Source organism: Paenibacillus sp. FW507-14B1B (assembly GCF_058781425.1).
In genome coordinates, this window is sequence record NZ_JBYSWS010000002.1 from 1,199,960 (window position 1) to 1,221,410 (window position 21,451).

The window sequence follows — 21,451 nt, forward strand, 5'->3', positions numbered from 1 at the left end:
TCAAATATTATATCATTTCACAGATACAAAACTACAGGTTGCTGTCACCTGGTTTCCAATTCATGGCGCATAGTCCACCAGATTGCAGTGCTTGCAGAACACGAAGTGTTTCTTCAACACTACGCCCAATATCATTATGGTTAACAACCTGATATTTCAGATCGCCTTCTGGATCAATAATGAATAGCCCACGCAACGCAATCCCCTCTTCTTCAATCAGAACGCCATACTCTCTAGAAACACTCTTTGTGATATCTGAAGCCAGTGGAAATTGCAGTGTCCCAAGGCCATTAGCAGTCTTAGGAGTGTTAATCCAAGCTTTATGACTGTGCACAGAATCAACACTTACACCGAGTACTTCTGCATCAAGTGCTTGGAATTGATCATAGGCTTGGCTTAACGCAGTAATCTCTGTAGGACATACAAAGGTGAAATCAAGCGGATAGAAGAAGAATACAAGCCACTTACCACGATAATCAGACAAGTTCACTTTACCAAAGTCTTTACCGTCTCCGGACACCATTTCCATAATAAAATCCGGTGCCGCTTTACCAACCAAACGTTCTGCCATAATTGACTCCCTCCTTCGTAATATGTAAGAACATAACTAGTTCTGTCCTACATTGCAGCTTCATATTCGGTGTACATGCTAGAATATTGAAGTCCATGAAGGAGGGCTACAAATTATCACTGCTTGCTTTTATTATTTGCGAATGGCTTCAGCAATCAGATCGCCCATTTGCGTAGTGCTTAATGCAGAACTCTTATCTACTGCAATGTCAGCGGTACGATGCCCTGCATCCAGTACTTCAGCTACAGCACGCTCGATAGCATCTGCCGCTTCTGCGTATCCAAATGTTAGTCGATACATCAGCGCGACGGACAGGATCGTAGCAATTGGATTCGCTAATCCTTGACCTGCAATGTCCGGAGCAGATCCGTGAACGGGTTCATACAACCCGTAATCTCCTTCACCCATCGATGCAGATGCCAACATGCCGATGGAACCTGTAAGCATTGCTGCCTCATCACTCAAAATATCACCGAACATATTCTCGGTTACGATGACATCAAAGCTTGCTGGACGACGAAGCAATTGCATTGCACAGTTATCTACAAGTACGTGCTCAAGTTCAACATCTGGATATTCTGGTGCAATCCGGATTACCGTTTCACGCCATAAACGCGATGTTTCAAGCACATTTGCTTTATCTACAGAAGCGAGTTTCTTACGACGTTTCTGTGCAATCTCAAATGCTTGACGGACAATGCGTTCCACTTCTGTAGTGTTGTACACGCAAGTATCAACAGCTTCTTCTCCGTTTGCTCCTTCGCGTCTAAACTTTTCACCGAAGTAAATGCCACCTGTTAACTCCCGCACCACCATAAGATCTGTACCTTCAAGCACTTCTGGTTTCAGTGTTGAAGCATCTTTCAAGCAATCAAAGATCACTGCTGGTCGAAGGTTCGAGAACAACCCAAGTTCCTTACGGATGCCGAGCAACCCTGTTTCTGGTCGAAGTTCCTTCGAATTGTTATCCCACTTAGGACCGCCAACTGCGCCGAGCAGCACAGCATCTGCATTTTTACATACGTTTAATGTCTCTTCAGGTAGTGGAGTACCTTTCTGATCAATCGCGATTCCCCCGAACAAAGCATGCTCCGTTGTAAATGAAAGTCCGAATACATCTTCCGTACGTTTAATAATTTTCTCCGCTTCTGCTACAACTTCTGGACCAATTCCGTCTCCTGCGATAACAGCAATCTTTTTCGTTTCTGTCATGGTTAGTCACTCCTTATAGGTATGTACATATTATTCGTCCGTTTTATCCTAGTTACTGTTGTAACATATACCTTGATGGTTTGACCAAGATATAGAATCTATGAACTTAATAAGTTTTTCCTATAAGGCATCTTGTTCGTGTCTTAGCTCAATATAAAAAGCTGTCCTACTGAGGACAGCCTTGAATCAAATCTGCTTTAACACAGACATATTCACTTCGTATTTCTCCAGAAACGCTTTAAGTAACTTCTCCTGTAACTGTTTAAACCCCTCCATTCCTTTTTGCGATTCATCAGCAAGTATCTCCTGCATGAGCTTGCTGATATATAGGCTGTTGCTGTATCCCTTCATGACTTCATCACTCTGCCAGAACCCTTCATCTGTTAAACCTGTAAGGGCAATACGATGTTGCATAATCTCTTGAACAAGTTCCCGGCTCTCCGCCTCAAGATTATCATCATACAAAAATGCTCGTTGCTGGCTTACCAGATTCGCCAATTCCTCTGAATTGACGACAATACCTGAAGACTTAGCATAGTTAACCGTTAGTTGTTCTTTAATCATGTCCTGCACGATCTCTGTGTCCAAAACTGCCTGATCACTATCATTTAATTTAAGAATGAGCTCCTTATTCTTCTTCTGGAAAATAAAATCTTTCAACATGATATTTACTTCTGGACTTTTAACAAGCCAAAGATTAAGCCCAAGCTCGTTGACCCGCTGTTCCATGCTTTCAATCTCAGAAAATACTTCACGAATTAACTCTTTGTTAGCTGGAGTCAATTCCAGTCCATCTATGTTCCTAGTGGATTCAATTTCATGAGAAACTATATCTACTTTCTGAGCAGGTTCATTCCTTGTACATCCTAACATCGCCAATAATGTGACTGTGATTAAGGCCGCTGTAACAATTCGCTTGAGGATCTTCACACGCCCCCCTCCTTGGTTTACACTTACTGGTAATAACGTTAACTTCTTAAAAAAGTTACACATAAAATGGTGAATCATGTCGGCTAACACTAAAATATGAACATAAAAAACAGGCCTCCGAATCAAATTTCGGGAGCCTGTTTATCATTCACCTATGAATAACTAGATAATTTATAAAGCATGTTATAGCGTGACGCGATCACGCCGACCAAATGTCTTACGTTTCTCAAGCAGTTGGTTCACTGCATCTACATAAGCGCGAGCACTTGCTTCCAGTATGTCTGTGCTAAGTCCACGCCCAGTTGCCGCCACATCATTTTGTGACAACACCACATGCACTTCACCTAGAGCATCCTTACCGCGAGATACAGACTTAATGGAGTAATCGGATAGAGTGACCTCTTCGGCAGTTACCTTATCGATGGCATTGTATATCGCATCAACAGATCCATTACCTTCAGCTTCTTCTTCGACGATTCCATTCTCTGTCTCGATCGTAACCCGTGCTTTAGGAGTCGAAGCATTACCATAAGTAACAAGCATCGTTTCGAGCTTGAACACTTCCGGTGTATCTGTCAATTTCTCTTCCAGCAAGGCTAGTAAGTCATCATCTGAGACTTCTTTTTTCTTATCAGCTAACACTTTGAACTTGGCAAATGCCTCATTTACTTGTTCTTCACTCAGCTCATATCCCAGATCCAGCAGCTTCTCACGGAATGCATGGCGTCCGGAATGCTTGCCGAGCACCAGCTTACTTTCCTTGAGGCCAATCGATTCAGGCGTCATGATCTCATAGGTTGTTTTCTCTTTCAGCATTCCATCCTGATGAATTCCAGATTCATGTGCGAAAGCATTAGCACCTACAATTGCTTTGTTACCAGGAACAACCATACCCGTAAGCTTACTAACAAGACGGCTGGTACGGGCTATCTCTGTCAGTTGCAGACCTGTCTTGGCTTGGAAGAACTCTTGGCGTGTCTCAAGAGCCATCGCAATTTCTTCTATTGCGGTGTTACCGGCACGCTCCCCAATCCCATTCACCGTACCTTCGATCTGATCTGCTCCGTTCATAATAGCCGCAAGTGTATTCGCTGTCGCCATACCCAAGTCATTATGACAGTGTGCACTCAGCTGGACTTTCTCAATATCAGGAACTGTTTCTTTCAAATACTTGAAAATCGCACCGTATTCGGATGGGTATAAATAACCGACTGTATCCGGAATATTGACAACATTGACTCCTTCACGTATAGCCATCCCCACCATCTCAGCCATAAAATCACGCTCTGTACGTCCTGCATCCTCAAGTGAAAATTCAATTTTGGAGAAATATTTCTTAGCATAACGGATTGCAGCTTGCGCTGTTTCCATCACCTGTTCTTTCTCCATCCGAAGTTTAAACTTGCGGTGAATCGGTGAAGTAGCTAGGAATACGTGGATACACGGATCCTGTGCACCTATAAGCGCTTCGCGGACGGCATCGATGTCCTGCTCACGCGAACGGGACAGACCAATGACTGTCACATCTTTCACTGCTCGCGCCACAGCGTTCACAGCTGCCAAATCTCCTGGCGATGCTGCCGGAAACCCAGCTTCCATGCGGTCAATTCCCAGCTTCTCAAGCTGATGGGCAATCTCCACTTTTTCACGGGTGTTTAAGTTCACGCCGGGTGACTGCTCTCCGTCCCGCAACGTCGTATCAAAAACATAAATTTTACGCATGCTGACACCTCCTTGAAGTTTATTGCTCTAGATAAACTTCCGGCGGCTGGAACAATAGAACGTCCCATACCGCCGGCAGTTAATAAATTAGTAATACATTATACGCTATTACTTCTTGATCCAATGCATCATTTCGCGCAGTTGAGCACCAACAACTTCTACTGGATGCTCAGATTCATTACGGCGAGTTGCTGTTAAGAATGCACGACCTGATTGGTTCTCCAAGATAAAGTCGCGAGCAAATTTACCTTGTTGAATGTCAGACAATACTTCTTTCATTGCTTTTTTCGTTTCAGCTGTTACAATGCGAGGTCCAGTTACATAGTCACCGTACTCTGCAGTGTTACTGATGGAATCACGCATGGAAGCAAGTCCACCTTCATAGATCATGTCAACGATCAGTTTCAATTCGTGCAGACACTCGAAGTATGCCATTTCAGGAGCATATCCAGCTTCAGTCAATGTTTCGAATCCAGCTTTGATAAGCTCAGATACACCACCGCACAGTACAGCTTGCTCACCGAACAAGTCAGTTTCTGTTTCTTCACGGAACGAAGTTTCGATAACGCCTGCACGTGTACAACCGATACCTTTTGCATAAGCAAGACCGATTTGCTTCGCTTGACCCGTTGCATCTTTTTCAACTGCGATAAGGCCTGGAACGCCAAAGCCTTCAACATAAGTACGACGAACCATGTGACCTGGAGATTTAGGAGCTACGAGCAGGACATCGTTTTCTTTAGGAGCAACGATCTGTCCGAAATGTACGTTAAAGCCGTGGGAGAACATCAGAGCTGCACCTTTTTTCAGGTTTGGTTCGATGTCATTTTTATAAACAGCCGCTTGTGTTTCGTCAGGCATCAAGATTTGAACAACATCCGCACGACTTACAGCTTCAGCAACTGGCAACACTTCAAAACCATCATTTTTTGCTTTGTCGAAGGATTTACCTTCACGAAGACCGATAACCACATTAAGTCCGCTATCACGCAAGTTTTGCGCTTGAGCATGACCTTGGCTTCCGTAGCCGATTACGGCAATTGTTTTGTCCTTCAGTACGTTGAATTCTGCATCTTGTTCATAGTAAGTAGTTACTGGCATTTTAAAAGTCCTCCTTTAATTTGAAACCCTTCATGAATGAGCGGGTATTTCAATAGACCCGGTTGTTCTTCCCGATCTCCTGAAACACCCGCTCCTCACGTGTCCGGGTGTGTATCTCATCTAATCGTTATAAAAATATCCAGCTATTAAGCGTTACCGCGAATCATTGCGGTCGTACCTGTACGAGTTAATTCCTTAATTCCATATGGCTTAAGCAGTTCGATCATCGCATCAATCTTCCCGGTGTCACCAACCACTTGAATCATCATGTTCACGGCTCCGATATCGACAACAGAGGCACGGAATGTATCTACTACACCAAGTATTTCCGGTCTTGCTGCTGGCTCTGCCTTCACCTTAATCAAAGCTAGCTCTCTTGCAACCATCGGCTTCGAACTCAGGTTAATAACTTTGATAACATCAATCAGCTTGTAAAGCTGCTTCTCGATTTGTTCGAGCGTTGTGTCATCTCCCGTAGTAACAATAACCATACGTGACAGACCCACTTCTTCCGATTGGCCCACCGTGATGCTCTCAATGTTAAAGCCTCTGCGGCCGAACAATCCAGCAACCCGTTGCAGGACGCCAGGCTGATCGTTTACGAGTACGGCAATGGTATGTTTTAAACTCATCATCTTACGCATCCCCCATCAGCATTTGATCAATTGTTGAGCCTTGGGTTACCATCGGATATACATTTTCGCCTTTTTCTACTACGAAATCGATTAGTACAGGTCCAGGAGTTTCCATGGCTTCTGCCCAAGCGGCACGTGCTTCTTCTTTCGTTGTAGCTCTCAAGCCTTTCACTCCGTAAGCTTCTGCAAGCTTCACGAAATCTGGGCTTCCCGAAAGATCGATGTGACTGTAACGATTGTCATAGATCAGTTCCTGCCACTGACGAACCATTCCAAGCACCTGATTGTTGATGACAACAATCTTTACAGGAATGTTGTTGATAGCACAGATCGCAAGTTCTTGCGAGCACATCTGCATTCCACCATCACCATTAATCGAGATAACTAACCGATCAGGATGAGCCATTTGAGCGCCAATCGCTGAAGGGAATCCAAAGCCCATTGTTCCAAGGCCGCCGGAAGTAATCCATGAACGCGGTTGATTGAACTTGTAATATTGAGCCGACCACATCTGATGCTGACCAACATCTGTAGTTACAATCGCTTCGCCTTTCGTCGTTTCGTTCAACATTTCGATAACCCACTGCGGTTTCAAAACCGTATCGGAATCCGTATATTTATACGGGTATTCTGCCTTCCACTTCCTGATCTGCTCTCTCCAAGCATCTGCCTTTGCCGCAGTAGGTGCATCTGGATTAAGCATCTCAAGTACGGTTTTAACATCACCAACAATTGGAATGTCGGTTGGTACGTTTTTGCCGATTTCGGCAGGGTCTATATCGATATGGACGATTTTTGCATGAGGAGCGAATCCATCAAGCTTACCCGTTACCCGGTCATCAAATCGTGCTCCAATGTTAATCAGCAAGTCACAGTTCTGAATCGCTTGGTTGGATGTATACGTTCCATGCATCCCCGGCATTCCCGTCCATAGCTCATGTCCACTTGGGAAAGCACCAAGACCAAGCAGCGTTGTCGTAATCGGAATTTCTGTCCGCTTTACGAATTCGTACAGTTCTTCATGTGCTCCGGAGTAGATTACTCCCCCACCTGCAAGAATCATTGGCCGCTCTGCATCTTCAATCGCTCGGCATAATTTTTCAAGCTGCAAGCGATTCGGTACGGTACGCGGATTGTAACCTCTTAGGTTAATATGTTCACCTGGGTTAAATAGCGCTTTAGCTGCAGATACATCTTTCGGTATGTCGATCAGTACAGGTCCTTTTCGCCCTGTATTCGCGATGTGAAAGGCTTCATGGATGACTCGCGGCAAGTCCTCAACATCCCGAACCAAATAGCTGTGTTTCGTGATCGGCATCGTAATACCAGTGATGTCTGCTTCTTGGAAAGCATCCGTTCCGATCAGTGTTGTTGCCACGTTACCCGTGATAACAACCATAGGAACCGAATCCATATAAGCTGTTGCAATCCCAGTTACGAGGTTCGTTGCCCCCGGCCCTGATGTTGCGATGCAGACGCCGACTTGACCACTTGCACGGGCATAACCATCAGCCGCATGAATTGCTCCTTGTTCATGACGAGTCAAGACATGCTTGAAATCCTCAAATCCATACATGGCATCGTAGATGTATAGTACGGCTCCCCCAGGATATCCAAAGACACATTCGACACCTTCCAAAAGAAGGCTCCGAAGCAAGATTTCCGATCCGGTAATCACTTCGGGCTTCATCCATTTCTCACGTAGTTGTTCTGTAGACCGCACTTCTGGAGTTTGCGCGCTCATCAGTCATCCTCCTCTCAAATATTGGGTCTTTCCCAAAGCATGAATAACAAAAAAACCTTCCGCCCTCCACACCGGACTTCTCCGTGTGAGGGACGAAAGGTTTAGCTTCCGTGGTACCACCCATGTTTGCTTCACATCTCGCAATGCAAAGCCTCAGCAGGTATGAAGCGGCAGTTAACACACCATTGCTTCAATATCTGCGGTTCGTAACGAGAACCAGACGATTTCCCCTAATAGACACTGTCATATTAATGCGTTGAAGTATCAGACACGCGTTTTTCAGGGAAACAGCTCCGAGGTGAGCTCGTATAAAAGGGATTTTGGTGGTGGTTGCAGCTGATCCATCCACTCTCTGAGCAAAAGAGCCCTTTAAACTTCGTCCTCTTCATAGCCGATTGAATTATTCGTTAAAATGTTTAGGAACATTATAAGATTCATTGATTCGAGAAGTCAACACATTTATTTTACTTTATGTGCCAACTCATCACGCTTTCCCTATTTATAACCCCTAGTTTAAATCATGCTAACACGCTCCCAACCCTTACCACATATGATAATTCGAGAATTGTTTAACGGCGGTGAAGGGAGGTTTAAATTTTATGATTCGCTACCGAAATCCCCAGCTAGATGACCCTATTATTTTACAATTAATCGAATCACAACTCGTTCCCCTATCCCATCTTAATCCAAAAGAATTAGACCTGATCCGCAAAGAAATACCGACCAGACTCCGCCGAGGTGTCACTTTAGTTGCAACAAAAAACCGGGAGGAAAAAGCATCAGCTTTTGTCCATTTCATGCTTCACGGTGAGCTGTTATATATCGACATGCTAGCAGTTGCACCATCTGCTCAGCGGAAGCGTCTCGGCATTTCCTTAATGGAGCAAGCAGAGAACTTTGCTCTATCTCGAGGATGCAAAAGAGCCAAGGTAATGGTCGATGTGGGCAATGACAAAGGACTCTCCTTTTATCAAAAGCTGGGATACAAGATTATACGTATGATAACAACCAGTCATTGCTACGAAATGGAGAAGATCTGGTGACCCAATCACCAGAAAAACCCACCACCTGGGTATCCTCCAAAACCAAAGCCACCACCAAATCCAGGGCCATACCCTGGTCCTGGACCCGGGTAACCACCATAACCAGGTCCATATCCTCCAAATGCAAACGGTGCGGTTCCTATAGCCAGCAAATCAAACAGAACAAGTGGTAAAATCGCCTTAGTCTTAACCTTTTTTCCTTTTTCGGATACAAGCACAAGACGGTCTCCAGAAATTCGAACGAGCTTACCGGTCACAAAGCCCCCGTCTTTTTTATAAGCAATAATTTCTTTACCCAAGTATTGTTTAACTTCAGCTTTACTGACAGGCTTATGCATAAGATCCCTCCTTCATATACAGTTCAGTCTATTCCTAAGAAGAATGTCACGCTTGTTTTATCGCCCTGTGCCAAGTATAAAAAGGCGGAAAATAAAAAAAGAACCGCCGATTTCTCGACGGTTCTTCTTTATGTTTATATCTTAAGCGTTAATTTTTTCTTTAGCTACAGTAGCCAAAGAGTTGAACGCAGTCAGGTCATTTACAGCAAGATCAGCCAGCATTTTGCGGTTGATATCTACACCAGCCAATTTCAGGCCATGCATCATTTTGCTATAAGACAAACCATTTACGCGTGCAGCAGCATTGATACGTACGATCCACAATCTGCGGAAATTACGTTTTGTCTGACGACGGTCACGGTATGCGTATACCAAGGATTTCATTACCTGCTCGTTAGCAGTTTTAAAAATACGGTGTTTAGAACCGAAATAACCTTTAGCAAGTTTCAATACTTTTTTATGTCTACGACGAACAACGAATCCGCCTTTAACTCGTGCCATATTAAAAGACCTCCCAATAATTGTTGTTTACTATTTCAAGTTAGCCAAGCCTTGTTTCAAACGTTTAACATCTCCAGGTGCCATTACAGGGCTAGTCCCGAGGACACGCTTCGCACGCTTGGATTTGTGGGAAAGCAAATGGTTTTTGTAAGCTTTGTAACGTTTCACTTTACCAGTACCGGTAATTTTAAAGCGGCCTTTCAGGCTGCTGTGTGTTTTCATTTTAGGCATAGTAACAACTTCCTCCTCATAATGTCTCTTAGGCTTTAGGAGCCAAGATCATAATCATGCTGCGGCCTTCCAGCTTAGGCTGGCGCTCCACCACGCACAGATCAGCAACTTCAGTTTTAACGCGCTCCAAAATCTTCTGGCCAATGTTGGCATGAGTGATTTCACGACCGCGGAAACGCACGGAGCATTTCACCTTGTCGCCTTCGTTCAAAAACTTCACGACATTGCGGAACTTCGTTTGGTAATCGTGCTCCTCAATGTTAGCTCGGAACCATACTTCCTTGATATCAACGATTTTCTGGTTCTTACGGGCTTCTTTCTCTTTCTTCTGCTGCTCATAGCGGAATTTTCCGTAGTCCATGATGCGGCATACAGGCGGTTTAGCCTGAGGAGCCACGTTCACCAGGTCAAGATTAAGATCAATTGCCATTTGAAGCGCTTCGCGAGTCGATTTAATACCAATCTGTTCGCCCTCGGCACCAACCAAACGTACTTCCTTCGCCCGAATTTCGTCATTGATCATATGTTCCTTACTGATAGTACTCCACCTCCAAATATATTAATCCTATTGTCATATGACAAAAATAAAGGGATACCGATTCAATCACCGGCATCCCTATTTGATACACATCTCAAAAAATGAAGTTTATTCATTCATAGATTTCGTGATCAAACCAGCCAACATCTTGTCGGTCAGGTGAGAAGCGGCGCTTCTGCTTGCAATCAGTATTCAGTTCAACACCAAAACATTGTACCACGCCAACATGCGATAGTCAACACTTTTTTTGATGTTATAACTTCCTTAGCCTTGCTTGCTCTGAACTTCTTCCAAACGAACCACACGTGTATGCTCGGTATGGCTCCACTGTTTGTTATTTTGTGTGAAGAAAGCATAAACAGTGATCGGATACCAAGACAACAGGTATACCGGGAATAGAATCAGATAAGCATAAACTTTCTTAAACGTTACTTTCTCCAAAATCATAGCGATCATGAATGTAAAGATATTCGCAGCAATCGCTGTGAAGCTAAGCCACATCGGCAGATACCCATATAAATTAGCAATATGAGGACCACCAAATAGAGCAGCATCAGCCCACAGTATCGCAGTTAATATAAACGTAAGCAGCACGATATATACATTGAGACCATAAAGTGCGAGATCCAATTTAATAATGCTTCGCTCTTTAATCGCACGCCAGATCAGCGGGAAGAAGTAACGGCGGGCAACCGTAAAGTGGCCCTGCATCCAACGCAAACGTTGTCTTGCGGAAGCTTTAAATGTCAGAGGTTTCTCGTCAAACACCTTCGCATCGTAGTTGAATTTCGGATAAATACCACGCATTGCGCTGCGCATTGTAAACTCCAAATCCTCAACGAGGCTTGTTGCTCCCCAACCAATTTCCTTGAGCAGGTTCGTCTCGAAGCACATACCCGTACCACCAAGGAAGTTAGCCATATTCAAGTTGTGACGGGACAACTGCCACAGACGGTTAATGTACCAATAGGACACACCATACGCAGCGGTAATCCATGAATCCTCAGGATTCTTCGTATCGATATAGCCCTGGATAACCTTCGCTCCAGAACAGAGATCATTGTTCATTTCAGTCAGGAAGTCTGGGTGGGCCAAGTTATCGGCATCAAACATAACAACCGCATCATACTGTCTAGGCATAGCCCACAATTCCTTCAGCATCCATTCGATCGCATAACCTTTACCACGGAGATTCTGATTCGTACGAACACAAGCATTCATTCCATGCTCACGTACAATGGCTGCCGTCCGGTCTGTACAGTTATCACAAATAACGAACACTTCGTATAGATCTTTTGGATAGTTAAGCTGCTTTAGATTTTCCATTAAAGCCCCGACTACTTGCTCTTCATTATGGGCTGCAACGAGCACCGCAAATGATTTTGTCGGTTCGAAATTTTTCTTTTTCTTTTTCTTGTACAGTCCAAATAAAGAGAATGCAAACTGGTACACACCAACCGCGGCTAAAAAAAGTTGAAGCGCGATAAAGATGGCGTCTGTCATGATTCTCCAAAACCCCCTTTTTTACCTCGAGAATGTAATGTTTTTTTCTATTTCTCTTAGTTTCTGTTTTCTTTCATGACCCTTTGTAACTGTCTTTGTTTAACGGCATAGCTCCGGTGTCACAGAACTGTTTCGCACGTCATATCGATTTTCCACACTTTAAGATCATTTGTCAAAAGCGTGAATAGCTCTAATTTCGAGGTATCTTGTTAAAAAGAGCTTCGCTCGCTTTCAGCATGCCAGCAAGCTTCGATTCAAACGGCATTAGTTCTTATTTTCATCTGTTTTCTTGTTTTTTATTTCTCTGCATGCCTTTTTTCTCAGAATTTTTTTTGTCCGCCACTTCTTAGACGGAATAAATGGTTAAAAAGTTTGTTTCAGACTCCAAGTCTTTTTAAACTTTTTGCAGCTCATTTGAATCATTGTAGCGGTAACTCTACTCCAAGTCAAAAGTCTATAGACCTCTATTTTCGTCAAAGTTCGAATTGCTCATCCTTACTTTTTCACACATGAAATACCCATTTGACCATTCACCACATAGCGAGTGGGGATAACAGGACCCAAGACCTTTGTCCTTGTCTATGACGTATATCATTCCATAATTTGGCGAATGGTGACGTTACTCCAATAGGTCATATTGTGAATAAAACCTTTTCATACGTAAGTCGGGCTCATGTCGGTTGCATTCTTTTCTTAAAGTCGATATGTTATGGATAATGAATAACGCTGCAGGAACGGGTGAAATAAAGAGTGGCTAAAAAAAGAGTATTACTGTTATCGGAGGGCTTTGGCGCCGGCCATACACAGGCCGCTCATGCGCTCTCCAGCAGTTTACGGCAGTTATCGCCAAGCATTCAAACAAGGGTGATGGAGCTCGGAAGCTTTCTTAATCCGAAGATAGCTCCCTTAATCATATCGGCCTATCGTAAGACACTTACGTCCCAGCCGCGACTAATTGGTTACATGTATCGTCATCAAAAATCCTTCAATCGGTTCACTACACTTGCGTTGCACCGAATCTTCTATACGAGTACTAAAAATGTTGTCCAGCAGTTACGCCCCGACATCATCGTGTGTACACACTTCATCCCAAGTGCTGTTATTTCACGCCTTAAGCGCCTGGGTACCAATGTTCCGCTATGTACGGTCATAACAGACTATGACGCGCATGATACTTGGATCAGTCCAGAGGTTGATCGATATTTCGTCTCGACTCAAGAAGTGAAACGCAAGCTGCTAAACCGCGGAGTATCCCAAGCTAAAATTCAAGTGACTGGCATCCCCATCCATCCTGACTTCTGGGAGCGGCCAAGCAAAGAGGATATCCGTCAAAAATTCAACCTCTCTAATATGCCCACGGTTCTTGTCATGGGCGGAGGCTGGGGAATGATGAATGATCAGGTCGTTCATGAATATTTGACCAGATGGCGCGAAGAAATACAGGTTATATTCTGCTTCGGTAATAATGACGATGCCCGTATTGAGATGGAGAACAATCCACGTTATCAACATCCAAATATCCGGTTGTTCGGCTTTACTCGTGAAGTGGATAAGCTGATGGAAGTTTCCGATCTACTCGTAACCAAGCCAGGCGGAATGACGTGTACAGAAGGCCTTGCTAAAGGAATTCCAATGCTGTTTCACCACCCTTTACCAGGACAAGAAGAAGAAAATTTCCACTACTTTACGGCTCAGGGACTTGGCGAACCCATTGACTCCCTGGAAGTAATCGGTAAATGGATGAACATGCTAATCAATCAATACGATCTTATTGCCAAGCGTCGTTCGCAAAATTTGGAGAATATTCAACGATATCACCCGATGCAAAGTGCACGGAGTATTATCGATATGCTGGAAAATGAAAAGGTGCACTCCTGACATAGGAGGCACCTTTTTTTGAGTTCCGAAGAATAATATCTTCTATTATAATGCATGCAAGCGCTATCATTAGCTTTCCCTAATTATAGAGATACATCAGTTTCACTTATTTTCCATATTTCGACAGACGTTCTGTTTGATACTCCGAAAGTGCTTGTTGACCTATAATCACTTCACAACGGTGAATCTTCACACCTTGTCCAACGAATTTGGTCTCATACTCAGTCATTACAAATTCCTCATTCAATCCATCCCGGTGAAGATCTAGTGAAATGTTGGTCATTTGCAAACCGTAGTCTGCGAATGAGTTTAAAGAGAATTCAAATAAGCTCACAGAATCTGTCTTAAAATGAATCTGACCACGTTCGTTCAGAATAACGCTATATTTATCAAGAAATCTTGGGTGCGTCAGACGGCGGCGACCATGCTTGGTTTTAGGCCATGGATCACTGAAATTCAAATATATGCGCTCAATTTCACCAGGCTCAAACACGTCCTCCACATTCTCGATGTTCATCAAAGCAAGCTTTAAATTCGGAGGTGTCTCCACTCCTTCGCCTGCCCAAGCATTACGTCCCTTCTCACTAGCACGACGGATCAATTCATCGTACATATCCACACCGATAAAATTCACATCTTGGTGCTTATAACTCATCTGGCTGATAAATTGCCCTTTGCCCATACCGAATTCAACATGAATCGGTTTATCATTACCAAATAAAGAAGCCCACTTCCCTTTATATTGCCGGGGATCCAGAACCACCAAATCCTCCTGCTGCTCCAGACTTTCCCGGATTCCTTTTCTTCCACGTAGACGCATGATATACCTCCGAAACTTATCCTATTAGTTGACTCTACTGAAGTATTGTGACGAAGTTACACCCAAAAGTAAAGAGCCAAAAGAAAAAGGAACCTCTATCTTTTGCATATAGCAAAAAAAGGTTCCCTTTTCTTTATATTTGGAATTGGGGTTCCGCGATAGTTAAACTGTGAGTCGTTTACCTTTGTTCAACTGCAAAATCAAATGTCTTCTCGAATGCAGCCCGAATCTTGCGCTTCGCTGAAGCTTTGATCTCATGATTTGCATTAAACTCTACTCCTGTCAAAGCCAAGGCTTCATCAGGGGTAAACTCCACAGCGATACTTTTCTTAGGATCACTCTTGGTGGTTGGCGTCGAATTCATTCTAATCACCTCATGGTCATAGTATATCCACGAAATAACATAAATATGAATTCCACTTAATTGTTTATTAATTAACCAATCTTCGTTGTTGTGAATCCGTTACTTTTATAATAAATATAGCAATTTCATGAAATGCGATCAAGTGACGGAAATGCGAAGTTTGTGTCGAATGACGTAAATATCTCTTTTTTGATACAATATATAATAATTTGATTTACGTAGTGTGATACATCCAACCGAATTAAAAAGGAGTAAACATGAATACACCTCTCACCCCCGCCCCGTTGCTATGGGGCGATAAACGATTCCATACATGGAATTATGAAATGCGCAGCCAATTTCAGGAGAAAGTCTTCAAAGTTATGCTTGATGCTGGCTTCACTTGCCCGAACCGTGACGGCACGATTGCGAAAGGTGGATGCACCTTCTGCAGTGCCCGAGGATCTGGGGATTTTGCTGGCCGCAGACGTGATGATCTGGTCACTCAATTTAACACCATTCGGGACAAGCAGCACCAGAAATGGCCTCAGGCGAAATATATTGGATATTTTCAAGCATATACTAACACTTATGCACCTGTAGAGGAGCTGCGGGAATATTTCGAAGTCATCCTGCAACAGCCTGGAGTGGTAGGCTTATCTATTGCAACTCGTCCTGATTGTCTTCCAGATGATGTCGTTGAGTATTTAGCGGAGCTGAATGAGCGTACCTATTTATGGGTCGAAATGGGACTCCAGACGATCCATGACTCCACTTCTGAACTCATTAACCGTGCACATGATACCGAATGTTATCTAGAGGCCGTCCAGAAGCTACGCAAGCACAACATTCGCGTATGCACACACATCATCTATGGACTCCCTCAAGAGAGTCATGAGATGATGCTGGACACCGGACGTGCGGTTGCCAATATGGACGTGCAAGGTATAAAGATTCACCTCTTGCACCTAATGCGCAAAACACCAATGGTGAAGCAGTATGAAGCAGGTCTTCTTCGCTTCCTAGAACAAGATGAGTATATTAAGCTCATCGTTGATACATTAGAATTTTTGCCGCCAGAGATGATTGTTCACCGCCTTACAGGAGATGCACCTCGAGATTTATTAATCGGACCAACATGGAGCTTGAAGAAATGGGAAGTGCTTAATTCTATTGACCGCGAGCTAAAAGAACGTGACACCTGGCAGGGTAAGATGTGGAGGAAATTCTAATGGGCTTTTTATCTGTTCTAAGTTTTGCCCACAAGCTTGCAGAAGGACGCCTCCATGCTGGTGGATTCGCTGTGGATGCCACAGCGGGGACTGGGGCAGACACACTGTTCCTTGCCAAGTTGGCTGGTCCACGCGGTCAGGTATTTGCTTTTGACATTCAGGAAGAAGCTTTAAAGCTGACCCAGCGCAGACTATCGAAGGAGTCTGGCGAACGATTAGCAAATGTCTCCTTATACCAGGACAGTCACTCCAACATGAAGGAATGTATCCCGGTTGAGTACCACGGAAAAATCTCAGTGATCATGTTCAATCTCGGTTACCTGCCTTCTGACCAAGCGGATAAACATATCATTACCTTGACCGATAGCACCCTTTCTGCACTTGAAGCTAGCCTAGAACTGCTTGCTCCTGGAGGTGTTGTAACGATCGTTTTATATCCTGGTCATGATGGCGGAGAACAAGAAGCCGCTGCTGTAGAAGCATGGGCTTCTGCTCTCCCCCAGCGTACAGCCCAAGCTATCGTGTATCGAGGCATCCAACGTCCAAATGCACCTTACCTTATTGCGCTTGAACGAAAGAAGCCGTTATGATAGCAGTAAGCTTTTTTAGCTATCATATCCAATACTATGTTTTTGAAAGGTAGATGAAGCATCATGACAAAACCGTATCCTTTATTATTTCAACCTGAATTCAAAGAACGTGTATGGGGCGGACGTGCCCTTGAGCAGTTCGGTCTTAATATTCCGGAAGGTCATATCGGCGAAGGCTGGATGATTGCTGATCATCCAAACGGTACGACTTCCGTTGTAAATGGTGAGCTTGCAGGATTAGGTCTAGACCAAGTTCGTGAACAACTTGGCTCTGAATGGTTCGGTAAGAAAGGCTTCTCTGAGGTTAACGGTCGTTTCCCTCTCCTGATCAAACTACTCGACTGTAATGATGATCTGTCCGTTCAAGTGCATCCAACTGATGATTATGAAGGACTACCTAAAGGCGAATTGGGCAAAACTGAAATGTGGTACGTACTGGACGCGAAACCTGATGCCAAAATCATCTATGGTCTGAAAGAAGGCATTACTCGTGAGGATCTGAGACATGCCCTTGAAAGTGGTAAAGTCATGGATTCCCTGCAAGAGGTACCTGTAAAAGCTGGCGATACATTCTACATACCAGCCGGAACAGTTCATGCACTCTGTGCTGGCGTTGTCGTAGCTGAAATCCAGCAGAACTCTGATACAACTTACCGCATATACGATTACAACCGTCCAGGTCTAGATGGTAAGCCTCGTGAGCTTCATATTGAGGATTCCTTGAATGTAACCGCATATGAGGGCTCTGGCGCTACAACGATGAGCACTGAAGGTGCAGTCGCAGGTGAGTGGTTACAGCTTGCTAAGTCCCCGTATTTCATCGTTGAAAAAGGAATCGTTGATGGTCCTTGGAACCTCACAACAACAGAAGATAGCTTCACCATCCTAGTCATGTGTGACGGCGAGGGCACCCTGAAATGGGATGGCGGTTCCCAAGCGTACACATCCGGACAATGCTTCCTGCTACCTGCAAACCTTGGAGCTTATACACTGGAAGGAAATTCAACAGTTCTTCGTTCTTATCTGCCTTAATTCTGTTTAGGATATAAGTAGGCTGGTAATAAATCGTTTTGTGGAGGTGCCGTAAAAGCGATGCAGTCCGAGACGTTTACAATGCTCAACAATCAGGCCATGAACATCTTTGTGTATCAATGGCTTCCTGATCCGGGTACGAGCATCAAAGCTGTCCTTCAAATCGTTCACGGCGTTAGTGAAACAGGAGCCAGGTATGCGGAACTTGCTGCTCTGCTTACACAGCATGGTTACGCTGTATACGCCGATGATCATAGGGGACATGGGAGGACAGCTGAAAGTCTAGAAGCTTTAGGTGATGCTGGAGAAAACGGTTTCGAAGGGATGATCGAGGATATCATCCTCTTATCAGATATCATCCATGAGCGACATGCCGACCTTCCACATTACTTACTCGGGCACAGTATGGGTTCTTTCATCACACAAAGAATAATGTGCACCCATGCACATCATTTTGACGGATTCATCCTATCCGGCTCGAATGGGCCCCGCGGCTTGCTGCGCTTCGGAGAATATCTTGCTGCTGCTCAGATCAGGATGAAGGGAGCTGTCCACCGGAGCGTTCTTATCAACGCCATCGTGTTCGGACCTTACAACAAAGGCTTTGGCTCGATTAAGACTCCTTTTGACTGGCTATCCAGAGATCCACAGGAAGTCGAACGTTACATCAATGACCCTTACTGCGGTCAGATATGTTCCGCTCGCTTCTTCCGGGAGTTCTTCCACTTACTCCGACAGATCCATACACCTGAAATGCTGAGTAAGCTTGTTAAAGATAAACCAGTCTACATCTTCTCGGGCGATCAAGATCCCGTAGGTATGCACGGAAAAGGAGTTCGCAACCTTATCGATCTCTATCAGAAGCTTGGTGTTAAGCATCTGGAGTACCGTCTGTATCCTGGCGGTCGTCATGAAATGCTGCATGAGATTAACCGTGATGAGGTTGCTGCAGATGTACTCGATTGGTTAGAACGACAAGTAGCTGATCATGAAGTGAAAACTTGTACTTCAGATCCTGTATTGTAACTGGCACACTCCATCCATTTATTAACCGCGACATACGATACCCTATAGTTATTAAGAGCCGCCTAAGGATATATTCTTTTAGGCGGTTTTTTATGCGCTCTCGAACCTGAAATATATGCTATATCTCCCCGCTCTTTATCATTTCAGAAAATTACAAAGAGTTACATTTATCACTTTCAAAATGAAACAATCATGCTAACATGATTGGCGATTCAATCTTCAAAGTTTCAGATATATAAAGATATAAAACCAAGGAGATAACAGTTATGGAACGAGGTATTCAACAGTTTAAGGCTGATTTTTTCAAAGCACTCGCTCATCCAATGCGAATCCGCATTCTTGAAATATTAAGTCAAGGGGAGCGAAATGTGAATGAACTCCAAGGGATGATTGGATCGGAAGGTTCTGCCGTCTCACAACAGCTCGCCGTACTTCGCGCTAAAAACCTCGTCAGTACGGTAAAAGAAGGTACCACCGTGATCTATTCACTGCGGGATCCTTTAATCAAGGACCTACTGGAGGTCGCTCGGCAAATATTCAACAATCATCTGGTAGAGTCCATATCGCTCTTGGAGGATATCAGCAAGCAATCATAGAAATGACGTGATTCGAAAAATAAGAAAAGAAGGGTAGCTATTATGAAATGGATGGGACAATTCAGTCATTACTCGGCAAATGCATTTCGAAAGGATCTAATTTCGGGATGTATCGTGGGGATCGTTGCCATTCCTTTAGGCATGGCTTTTGCTATTGCCTCGGGCGTTAAGCCGGAGTATGGCCTATATACAACAATTGTCGCAGGCGTATTAATCTCATTACTCGGGGGCTCCAAGTACCAAATTGGGGGGCCGACCGGAGCTTTCATTCCAATCCTGCTCGCTATTGTCCTTCAATACGGTTATGAGAATCTGCTGATTGCCGGATTCTTAGCTGGTATATTTCTCGTACTCATGGGGCTTCTGCGTCTAGGTTCATTAATCCGCTTCATACCCAAACCAGTCACTATTGGGTTTACTTCAGGGATTGCGGTCACCATATTCAGTGGACAAATCGGGAATTTCCTTGGGCTTCAGGGTGTAGAACGTCATGAATATTTCTTCGATAATATGAAGGAGATCTTCCTACGGATTTCTTCGTTAAACTTATACAGTGTACTAATCGCTGGGGTCTGTCTCGCGATACTTATCGTCATGCCCAAATATACACCTAAAGTACCAGCATCGCTGGTAGGAATCATCGTGACTATCTTGATTGCTGCATGGCTATTTCCAGGCAAAGTCACAACTATAGGTTCAGCTTACGGCGTTATTCCTGCAGGCTTGCCTCAGTTCACCCCTCTGGAGTTCACTTGGGATCGTGTTGTAATGATGATACAGCCCGCTCTCATCATCGCAATGCTTGGAAGCATTGAGTCCCTCCTGTCAGCGGTTGTCGCCGATGAAATGACGGGTACGAAGCATAACAGCAACAGAGAATTAATCGGGCAAGGCGTAGCTAACATGGCCACTCCTCTATTTGGGGGCATTCCAGCTACAGGGGCGATTGCACGCACAGCGACAAACATTAAGAGTGGTGCCGTCTCTAGAGTATCAGGGATTGTTCATGGCGTTGTTGTATTGTTCATTGTTGTCCTATTCGCTCCATATGCCTCAAATATCCCGCTTGCAAGTATGGCCCCTATTCTGATGGTCGTAGCTTGGAATATGAGTGAGCATAAATCATTTAGACAAATGCTTAAGACACGAACAGGCGACTCGCTTATTCTGCTAGTCACTTTCTTTCTGACGGTGTTCACAACTTTGACCGTGGCCGTTCAGGCTGGATTGGCCTTGGCTGTAGTCTTGTTCATTAAACGAATGAGCGGCATGATGGCGATAAATAAAGTGTTACCAGACCACTCTTCACATAAAGAAAAGGTGCAGGCGCATATTGTAACCGAAGATCACAACTGCTCTCAGATTGGTATTTATAATATTGAGGGTCCCTTATTCTTCGGCGCAACACACGCATTCGAAAGCTTCGGACAGAAGTTGCTTGCAGACCCTGGGCTTCGGGTCGTGCTACTTCGTATGGGGAACGTACCTTACATGGATACGTCCGGCGAATCGAACTTCTCCAGACTCGTTCATAGTCTCAAGGAACAAGGCGTCGTTGTTATCATCTCCGGGATCCGCCAGCAGCCAATGAAGCTGCTTAAGAAGACAGGACTTCACGCCGTCATTGGGGAAGAACATTTCTTCGAGCATACAGGAGAAGCTTTAAATTATGCTCTCCAAAACATCCAGTATGACCGCTGTATAGCATGTACCCAGTGTGCATTCCGTGAATGTACGGAGTTGCGCCGAGAGGGGAGGCTTCGTCAGAGGCAGATTTCCTAAGGTATGATCGAGACCTATCGACTTAGTGGATGAAGCTTCAATATGTGCCGAATATGCATCCATTAATCAACGAAAACAAGCAG

At 44.3% G+C, this 21,451-nt stretch carries 22 protein-coding genes; 8 read left to right on the plus strand and 14 right to left on the minus strand.

Annotated elements, in window-relative coordinates; all coding sequences use genetic code 11:
- Positions 1-31: 31 nt before the first annotated feature.
- The 7 genes from AC3WJJ_RS14125 to ilvB all read right to left on the minus strand — a co-directional run bounded on the left by AC3WJJ_RS14125 (position 32) and on the right by ilvB (position 7,915).
- Positions 32-571 carry a peroxiredoxin gene (locus tag AC3WJJ_RS14125; RefSeq protein WP_422658002.1) on the minus strand — a complete coding sequence of 180 codons (540 nt, stop codon included), beginning with the start codon at positions 569-571 and terminating at the stop codon, positions 32-34.
- Positions 572-703: 132 nt separating this feature from the next.
- Complete coding sequence (leuB, locus tag AC3WJJ_RS14130) at positions 704-1,783, minus strand: 3-isopropylmalate dehydrogenase (RefSeq protein ID WP_492541518.1); 1,080 nt, start codon at positions 1,781-1,783, stop codon at positions 704-706.
- Between the two features lie 186 nt (positions 1,784-1,969).
- Positions 1,970-2,713 carry a SurA N-terminal domain-containing protein gene (locus tag AC3WJJ_RS14135; protein WP_492541520.1) on the minus strand — a complete coding sequence of 248 codons (744 nt, stop codon included), beginning with the start codon at positions 2,711-2,713 and terminating at the stop codon, positions 1,970-1,972.
- A 183-nt stretch (positions 2,714-2,896) separates the two neighbouring features.
- Positions 2,897-4,435: a 2-isopropylmalate synthase gene (locus AC3WJJ_RS14140; RefSeq protein ID WP_492541522.1), complete on the minus strand. Its 1,539-nt coding sequence runs from the start codon at positions 4,433-4,435 to the stop codon at positions 2,897-2,899.
- A gap of 108 nt (positions 4,436-4,543) precedes the next feature.
- Positions 4,544-5,536 carry a ketol-acid reductoisomerase gene (ilvC, locus tag AC3WJJ_RS14145; RefSeq protein WP_422658006.1) on the minus strand — a complete coding sequence of 331 codons (993 nt, stop codon included), beginning with the start codon at positions 5,534-5,536 and terminating at the stop codon, positions 4,544-4,546.
- Positions 5,537-5,682: 146 nt separating this feature from the next.
- The gene (gene ilvN / locus AC3WJJ_RS14150; protein ID WP_422661527.1) at positions 5,683-6,168 is read right to left on the minus strand and encodes an acetolactate synthase small subunit; all 486 of its coding nucleotides are present in this window, start codon (positions 6,166-6,168) and stop codon (positions 5,683-5,685) included.
- 4 nt (positions 6,169-6,172) lie between these two features.
- Positions 6,173-7,915 (minus strand): biosynthetic-type acetolactate synthase large subunit, encoded by a 1,743-nt coding sequence (gene ilvB / locus AC3WJJ_RS14155; protein ID WP_422658007.1) that lies wholly within the window; start codon positions 7,913-7,915, stop codon positions 6,173-6,175.
- Between the two features lie 599 nt (positions 7,916-8,514).
- Here ilvB and AC3WJJ_RS14160 point away from each other — a divergent pair.
- Positions 8,515-8,958, plus strand: coding sequence for a GNAT family N-acetyltransferase (locus tag AC3WJJ_RS14160; protein ID WP_492541525.1), 444 nt, complete (start codon positions 8,515-8,517; stop codon positions 8,956-8,958).
- A gap of 5 nt (positions 8,959-8,963) precedes the next feature.
- On the opposite strand, the gene AC3WJJ_RS14165 is transcribed toward AC3WJJ_RS14160, so the two are convergent.
- From AC3WJJ_RS14165 to AC3WJJ_RS14185, 5 genes are all read right to left on the minus strand, one after another.
- A complete protein-coding gene (locus AC3WJJ_RS14165) occupies positions 8,964-9,296 on the minus strand; it encodes a hypothetical protein (protein WP_492541527.1) in 333 nt (110 codons plus the stop codon).
- A 141-nt stretch (positions 9,297-9,437) separates the two neighbouring features.
- Positions 9,438-9,797 carry a 50S ribosomal protein L20 gene (gene rplT, locus AC3WJJ_RS14170; protein ID WP_422658010.1) on the minus strand — a complete coding sequence of 120 codons (360 nt, stop codon included), beginning with the start codon at positions 9,795-9,797 and terminating at the stop codon, positions 9,438-9,440.
- Between the two features lie 30 nt (positions 9,798-9,827).
- Entirely contained in the window at positions 9,828-10,028 is a 201-nt protein-coding gene (rpmI, locus tag AC3WJJ_RS14175; protein WP_046678638.1) for a 50S ribosomal protein L35, read from the minus strand.
- Positions 10,029-10,056: 28 nt separating this feature from the next.
- The gene (infC, locus tag AC3WJJ_RS14180; RefSeq protein WP_422658011.1) at positions 10,057-10,551 is read right to left on the minus strand and encodes a translation initiation factor IF-3; all 495 of its coding nucleotides are present in this window, start codon (positions 10,549-10,551) and stop codon (positions 10,057-10,059) included.
- 279 nt (positions 10,552-10,830) lie between these two features.
- The gene (locus AC3WJJ_RS14185) at positions 10,831-12,069 is read right to left on the minus strand and encodes a glycosyltransferase family 2 protein (protein WP_492541529.1); all 1,239 of its coding nucleotides are present in this window, start codon (positions 12,067-12,069) and stop codon (positions 10,831-10,833) included.
- 750 nt (positions 12,070-12,819) lie between these two features.
- Here AC3WJJ_RS14185 and AC3WJJ_RS14190 point away from each other — a divergent pair.
- Positions 12,820-13,947, plus strand: coding sequence for an MGDG synthase family glycosyltransferase (locus AC3WJJ_RS14190; RefSeq protein WP_492541531.1), 1,128 nt, complete (start codon positions 12,820-12,822; stop codon positions 13,945-13,947).
- Positions 13,948-14,053: 106 nt separating this feature from the next.
- Here AC3WJJ_RS14190 and trmB read toward each other — a convergent pair whose 3' ends face one another.
- Complete coding sequence (gene trmB / locus AC3WJJ_RS14195; RefSeq protein ID WP_492541533.1) at positions 14,054-14,767, minus strand: tRNA (guanosine(46)-N7)-methyltransferase TrmB; 714 nt, start codon at positions 14,765-14,767, stop codon at positions 14,054-14,056.
- Between the two features lie 178 nt (positions 14,768-14,945).
- Positions 14,946-15,131 (minus strand): hypothetical protein, encoded by a 186-nt coding sequence (locus AC3WJJ_RS14200; RefSeq protein WP_492541534.1) that lies wholly within the window; start codon positions 15,129-15,131, stop codon positions 14,946-14,948.
- 257 nt (positions 15,132-15,388) lie between these two features.
- Between AC3WJJ_RS14200 and mnmL the strand changes: the two genes are divergently transcribed.
- From mnmL to AC3WJJ_RS14230, 6 genes are all read left to right on the plus strand, one after another.
- Positions 15,389-16,342 (plus strand): tRNA modification radical SAM protein MnmL/YtqA, encoded by a 954-nt coding sequence (mnmL, locus tag AC3WJJ_RS14205; RefSeq protein ID WP_422658016.1) that lies wholly within the window; start codon positions 15,389-15,391, stop codon positions 16,340-16,342.
- Positions 16,342-16,932 carry a tRNA 5-(aminomethyl)-2-thiouridylate-methyltransferase MnmM gene (gene mnmM, locus AC3WJJ_RS14210; RefSeq protein WP_492541536.1) on the plus strand — a complete coding sequence of 197 codons (591 nt, stop codon included), beginning with the start codon at positions 16,342-16,344 and terminating at the stop codon, positions 16,930-16,932. The genes mnmL and mnmM overlap by 1 nt, the downstream gene beginning before the upstream one ends.
- 63 nt (positions 16,933-16,995) lie before the next feature.
- Entirely contained in the window at positions 16,996-17,964 is a 969-nt protein-coding gene (locus tag AC3WJJ_RS14215; protein WP_492541538.1) for a type I phosphomannose isomerase catalytic subunit, read from the plus strand.
- Between the two features lie 60 nt (positions 17,965-18,024).
- The gene (locus AC3WJJ_RS14220) at positions 18,025-18,990 is read left to right on the plus strand and encodes an alpha/beta fold hydrolase (protein ID WP_492541540.1); all 966 of its coding nucleotides are present in this window, start codon (positions 18,025-18,027) and stop codon (positions 18,988-18,990) included.
- Between the two features lie 266 nt (positions 18,991-19,256).
- Positions 19,257-19,586 (plus strand): ArsR/SmtB family transcription factor, encoded by a 330-nt coding sequence (locus AC3WJJ_RS14225; RefSeq protein WP_422658020.1) that lies wholly within the window; start codon positions 19,257-19,259, stop codon positions 19,584-19,586.
- A 42-nt stretch (positions 19,587-19,628) separates the two neighbouring features.
- Positions 19,629-21,368 carry a SulP family inorganic anion transporter gene (locus AC3WJJ_RS14230; protein WP_492541542.1) on the plus strand — a complete coding sequence of 580 codons (1,740 nt, stop codon included), beginning with the start codon at positions 19,629-19,631 and terminating at the stop codon, positions 21,366-21,368.
- Positions 21,369-21,451 lie beyond the last annotated feature (83 nt).

Bases quoted from the DNA above. Each gene is read 5' to 3' on its own strand.
- AC3WJJ_RS14125 (WP_422658002.1), bottom strand. From the start codon at position 571: ATGGCAGAACGTTTGGTTGGTAAAGCGGCACCGGATTTTATTATGGAA.
- leuB (WP_492541518.1), bottom strand. From the start codon at position 1,783: ATGACAGAAACGAAAAAGATTGCTGTTATCGCAGGAGACGGAATTGGT.
- AC3WJJ_RS14140 (WP_492541522.1), bottom strand. From the start codon at position 4,435: ATGCGTAAAATTTATGTTTTTGATACGACGTTGCGGGACGGAGAGCAG.
- ilvC (WP_422658006.1), bottom strand. From the start codon at position 5,536: ATGCCAGTAACTACTTACTATGAACAAGATGCAGAATTCAACGTACTG.
- ilvN (WP_422661527.1), bottom strand. From the start codon at position 6,168: ATGAGTTTAAAACATACCATTGCCGTACTCGTAAACGATCAGCCTGGC.
- ilvB (WP_422658007.1), bottom strand. From the start codon at position 7,915: ATGAGCGCGCAAACTCCAGAAGTGCGGTCTACAGAACAACTACGTGAG.
- AC3WJJ_RS14160 (WP_492541525.1), top strand. From the start codon at position 8,515: ATGATTCGCTACCGAAATCCCCAGCTAGATGACCCTATTATTTTACAA.
- AC3WJJ_RS14165 (WP_492541527.1), bottom strand. From the start codon at position 9,296: ATGCATAAGCCTGTCAGTAAAGCTGAAGTTAAACAATACTTGGGTAAA.
- rplT (WP_422658010.1), bottom strand. From the start codon at position 9,797: ATGGCACGAGTTAAAGGCGGATTCGTTGTTCGTCGTAGACATAAAAAA.
- rpmI (WP_046678638.1), bottom strand. From the start codon at position 10,028: ATGCCTAAAATGAAAACACACAGCAGCCTGAAAGGCCGCTTTAAAATT.
- infC (WP_422658011.1), bottom strand. From the start codon at position 10,551: ATGATCAATGACGAAATTCGGGCGAAGGAAGTACGTTTGGTTGGTGCC.
- AC3WJJ_RS14185 (WP_492541529.1), bottom strand. From the start codon at position 12,069: ATGACAGACGCCATCTTTATCGCGCTTCAACTTTTTTTAGCCGCGGTT.
- trmB (WP_492541533.1), bottom strand. From the start codon at position 14,767: ATGCGTCTACGTGGAAGAAAAGGAATCCGGGAAAGTCTGGAGCAGCAG.
- AC3WJJ_RS14200 (WP_492541534.1), bottom strand. From the start codon at position 15,131: ATGAATTCGACGCCAACCACCAAGAGTGATCCTAAGAAAAGTATCGCT.
- mnmL (WP_422658016.1), top strand. From the start codon at position 15,389: ATGAATACACCTCTCACCCCCGCCCCGTTGCTATGGGGCGATAAACGA.
- mnmM (WP_492541536.1), top strand. From the start codon at position 16,342: ATGGGCTTTTTATCTGTTCTAAGTTTTGCCCACAAGCTTGCAGAAGGA.
- AC3WJJ_RS14215 (WP_492541538.1), top strand. From the start codon at position 16,996: ATGACAAAACCGTATCCTTTATTATTTCAACCTGAATTCAAAGAACGT.
- AC3WJJ_RS14220 (WP_492541540.1), top strand. From the start codon at position 18,025: ATGCAGTCCGAGACGTTTACAATGCTCAACAATCAGGCCATGAACATC.
- AC3WJJ_RS14225 (WP_422658020.1), top strand. From the start codon at position 19,257: ATGGAACGAGGTATTCAACAGTTTAAGGCTGATTTTTTCAAAGCACTC.
- AC3WJJ_RS14230 (WP_492541542.1), top strand. From the start codon at position 19,629: ATGAAATGGATGGGACAATTCAGTCATTACTCGGCAAATGCATTTCGA.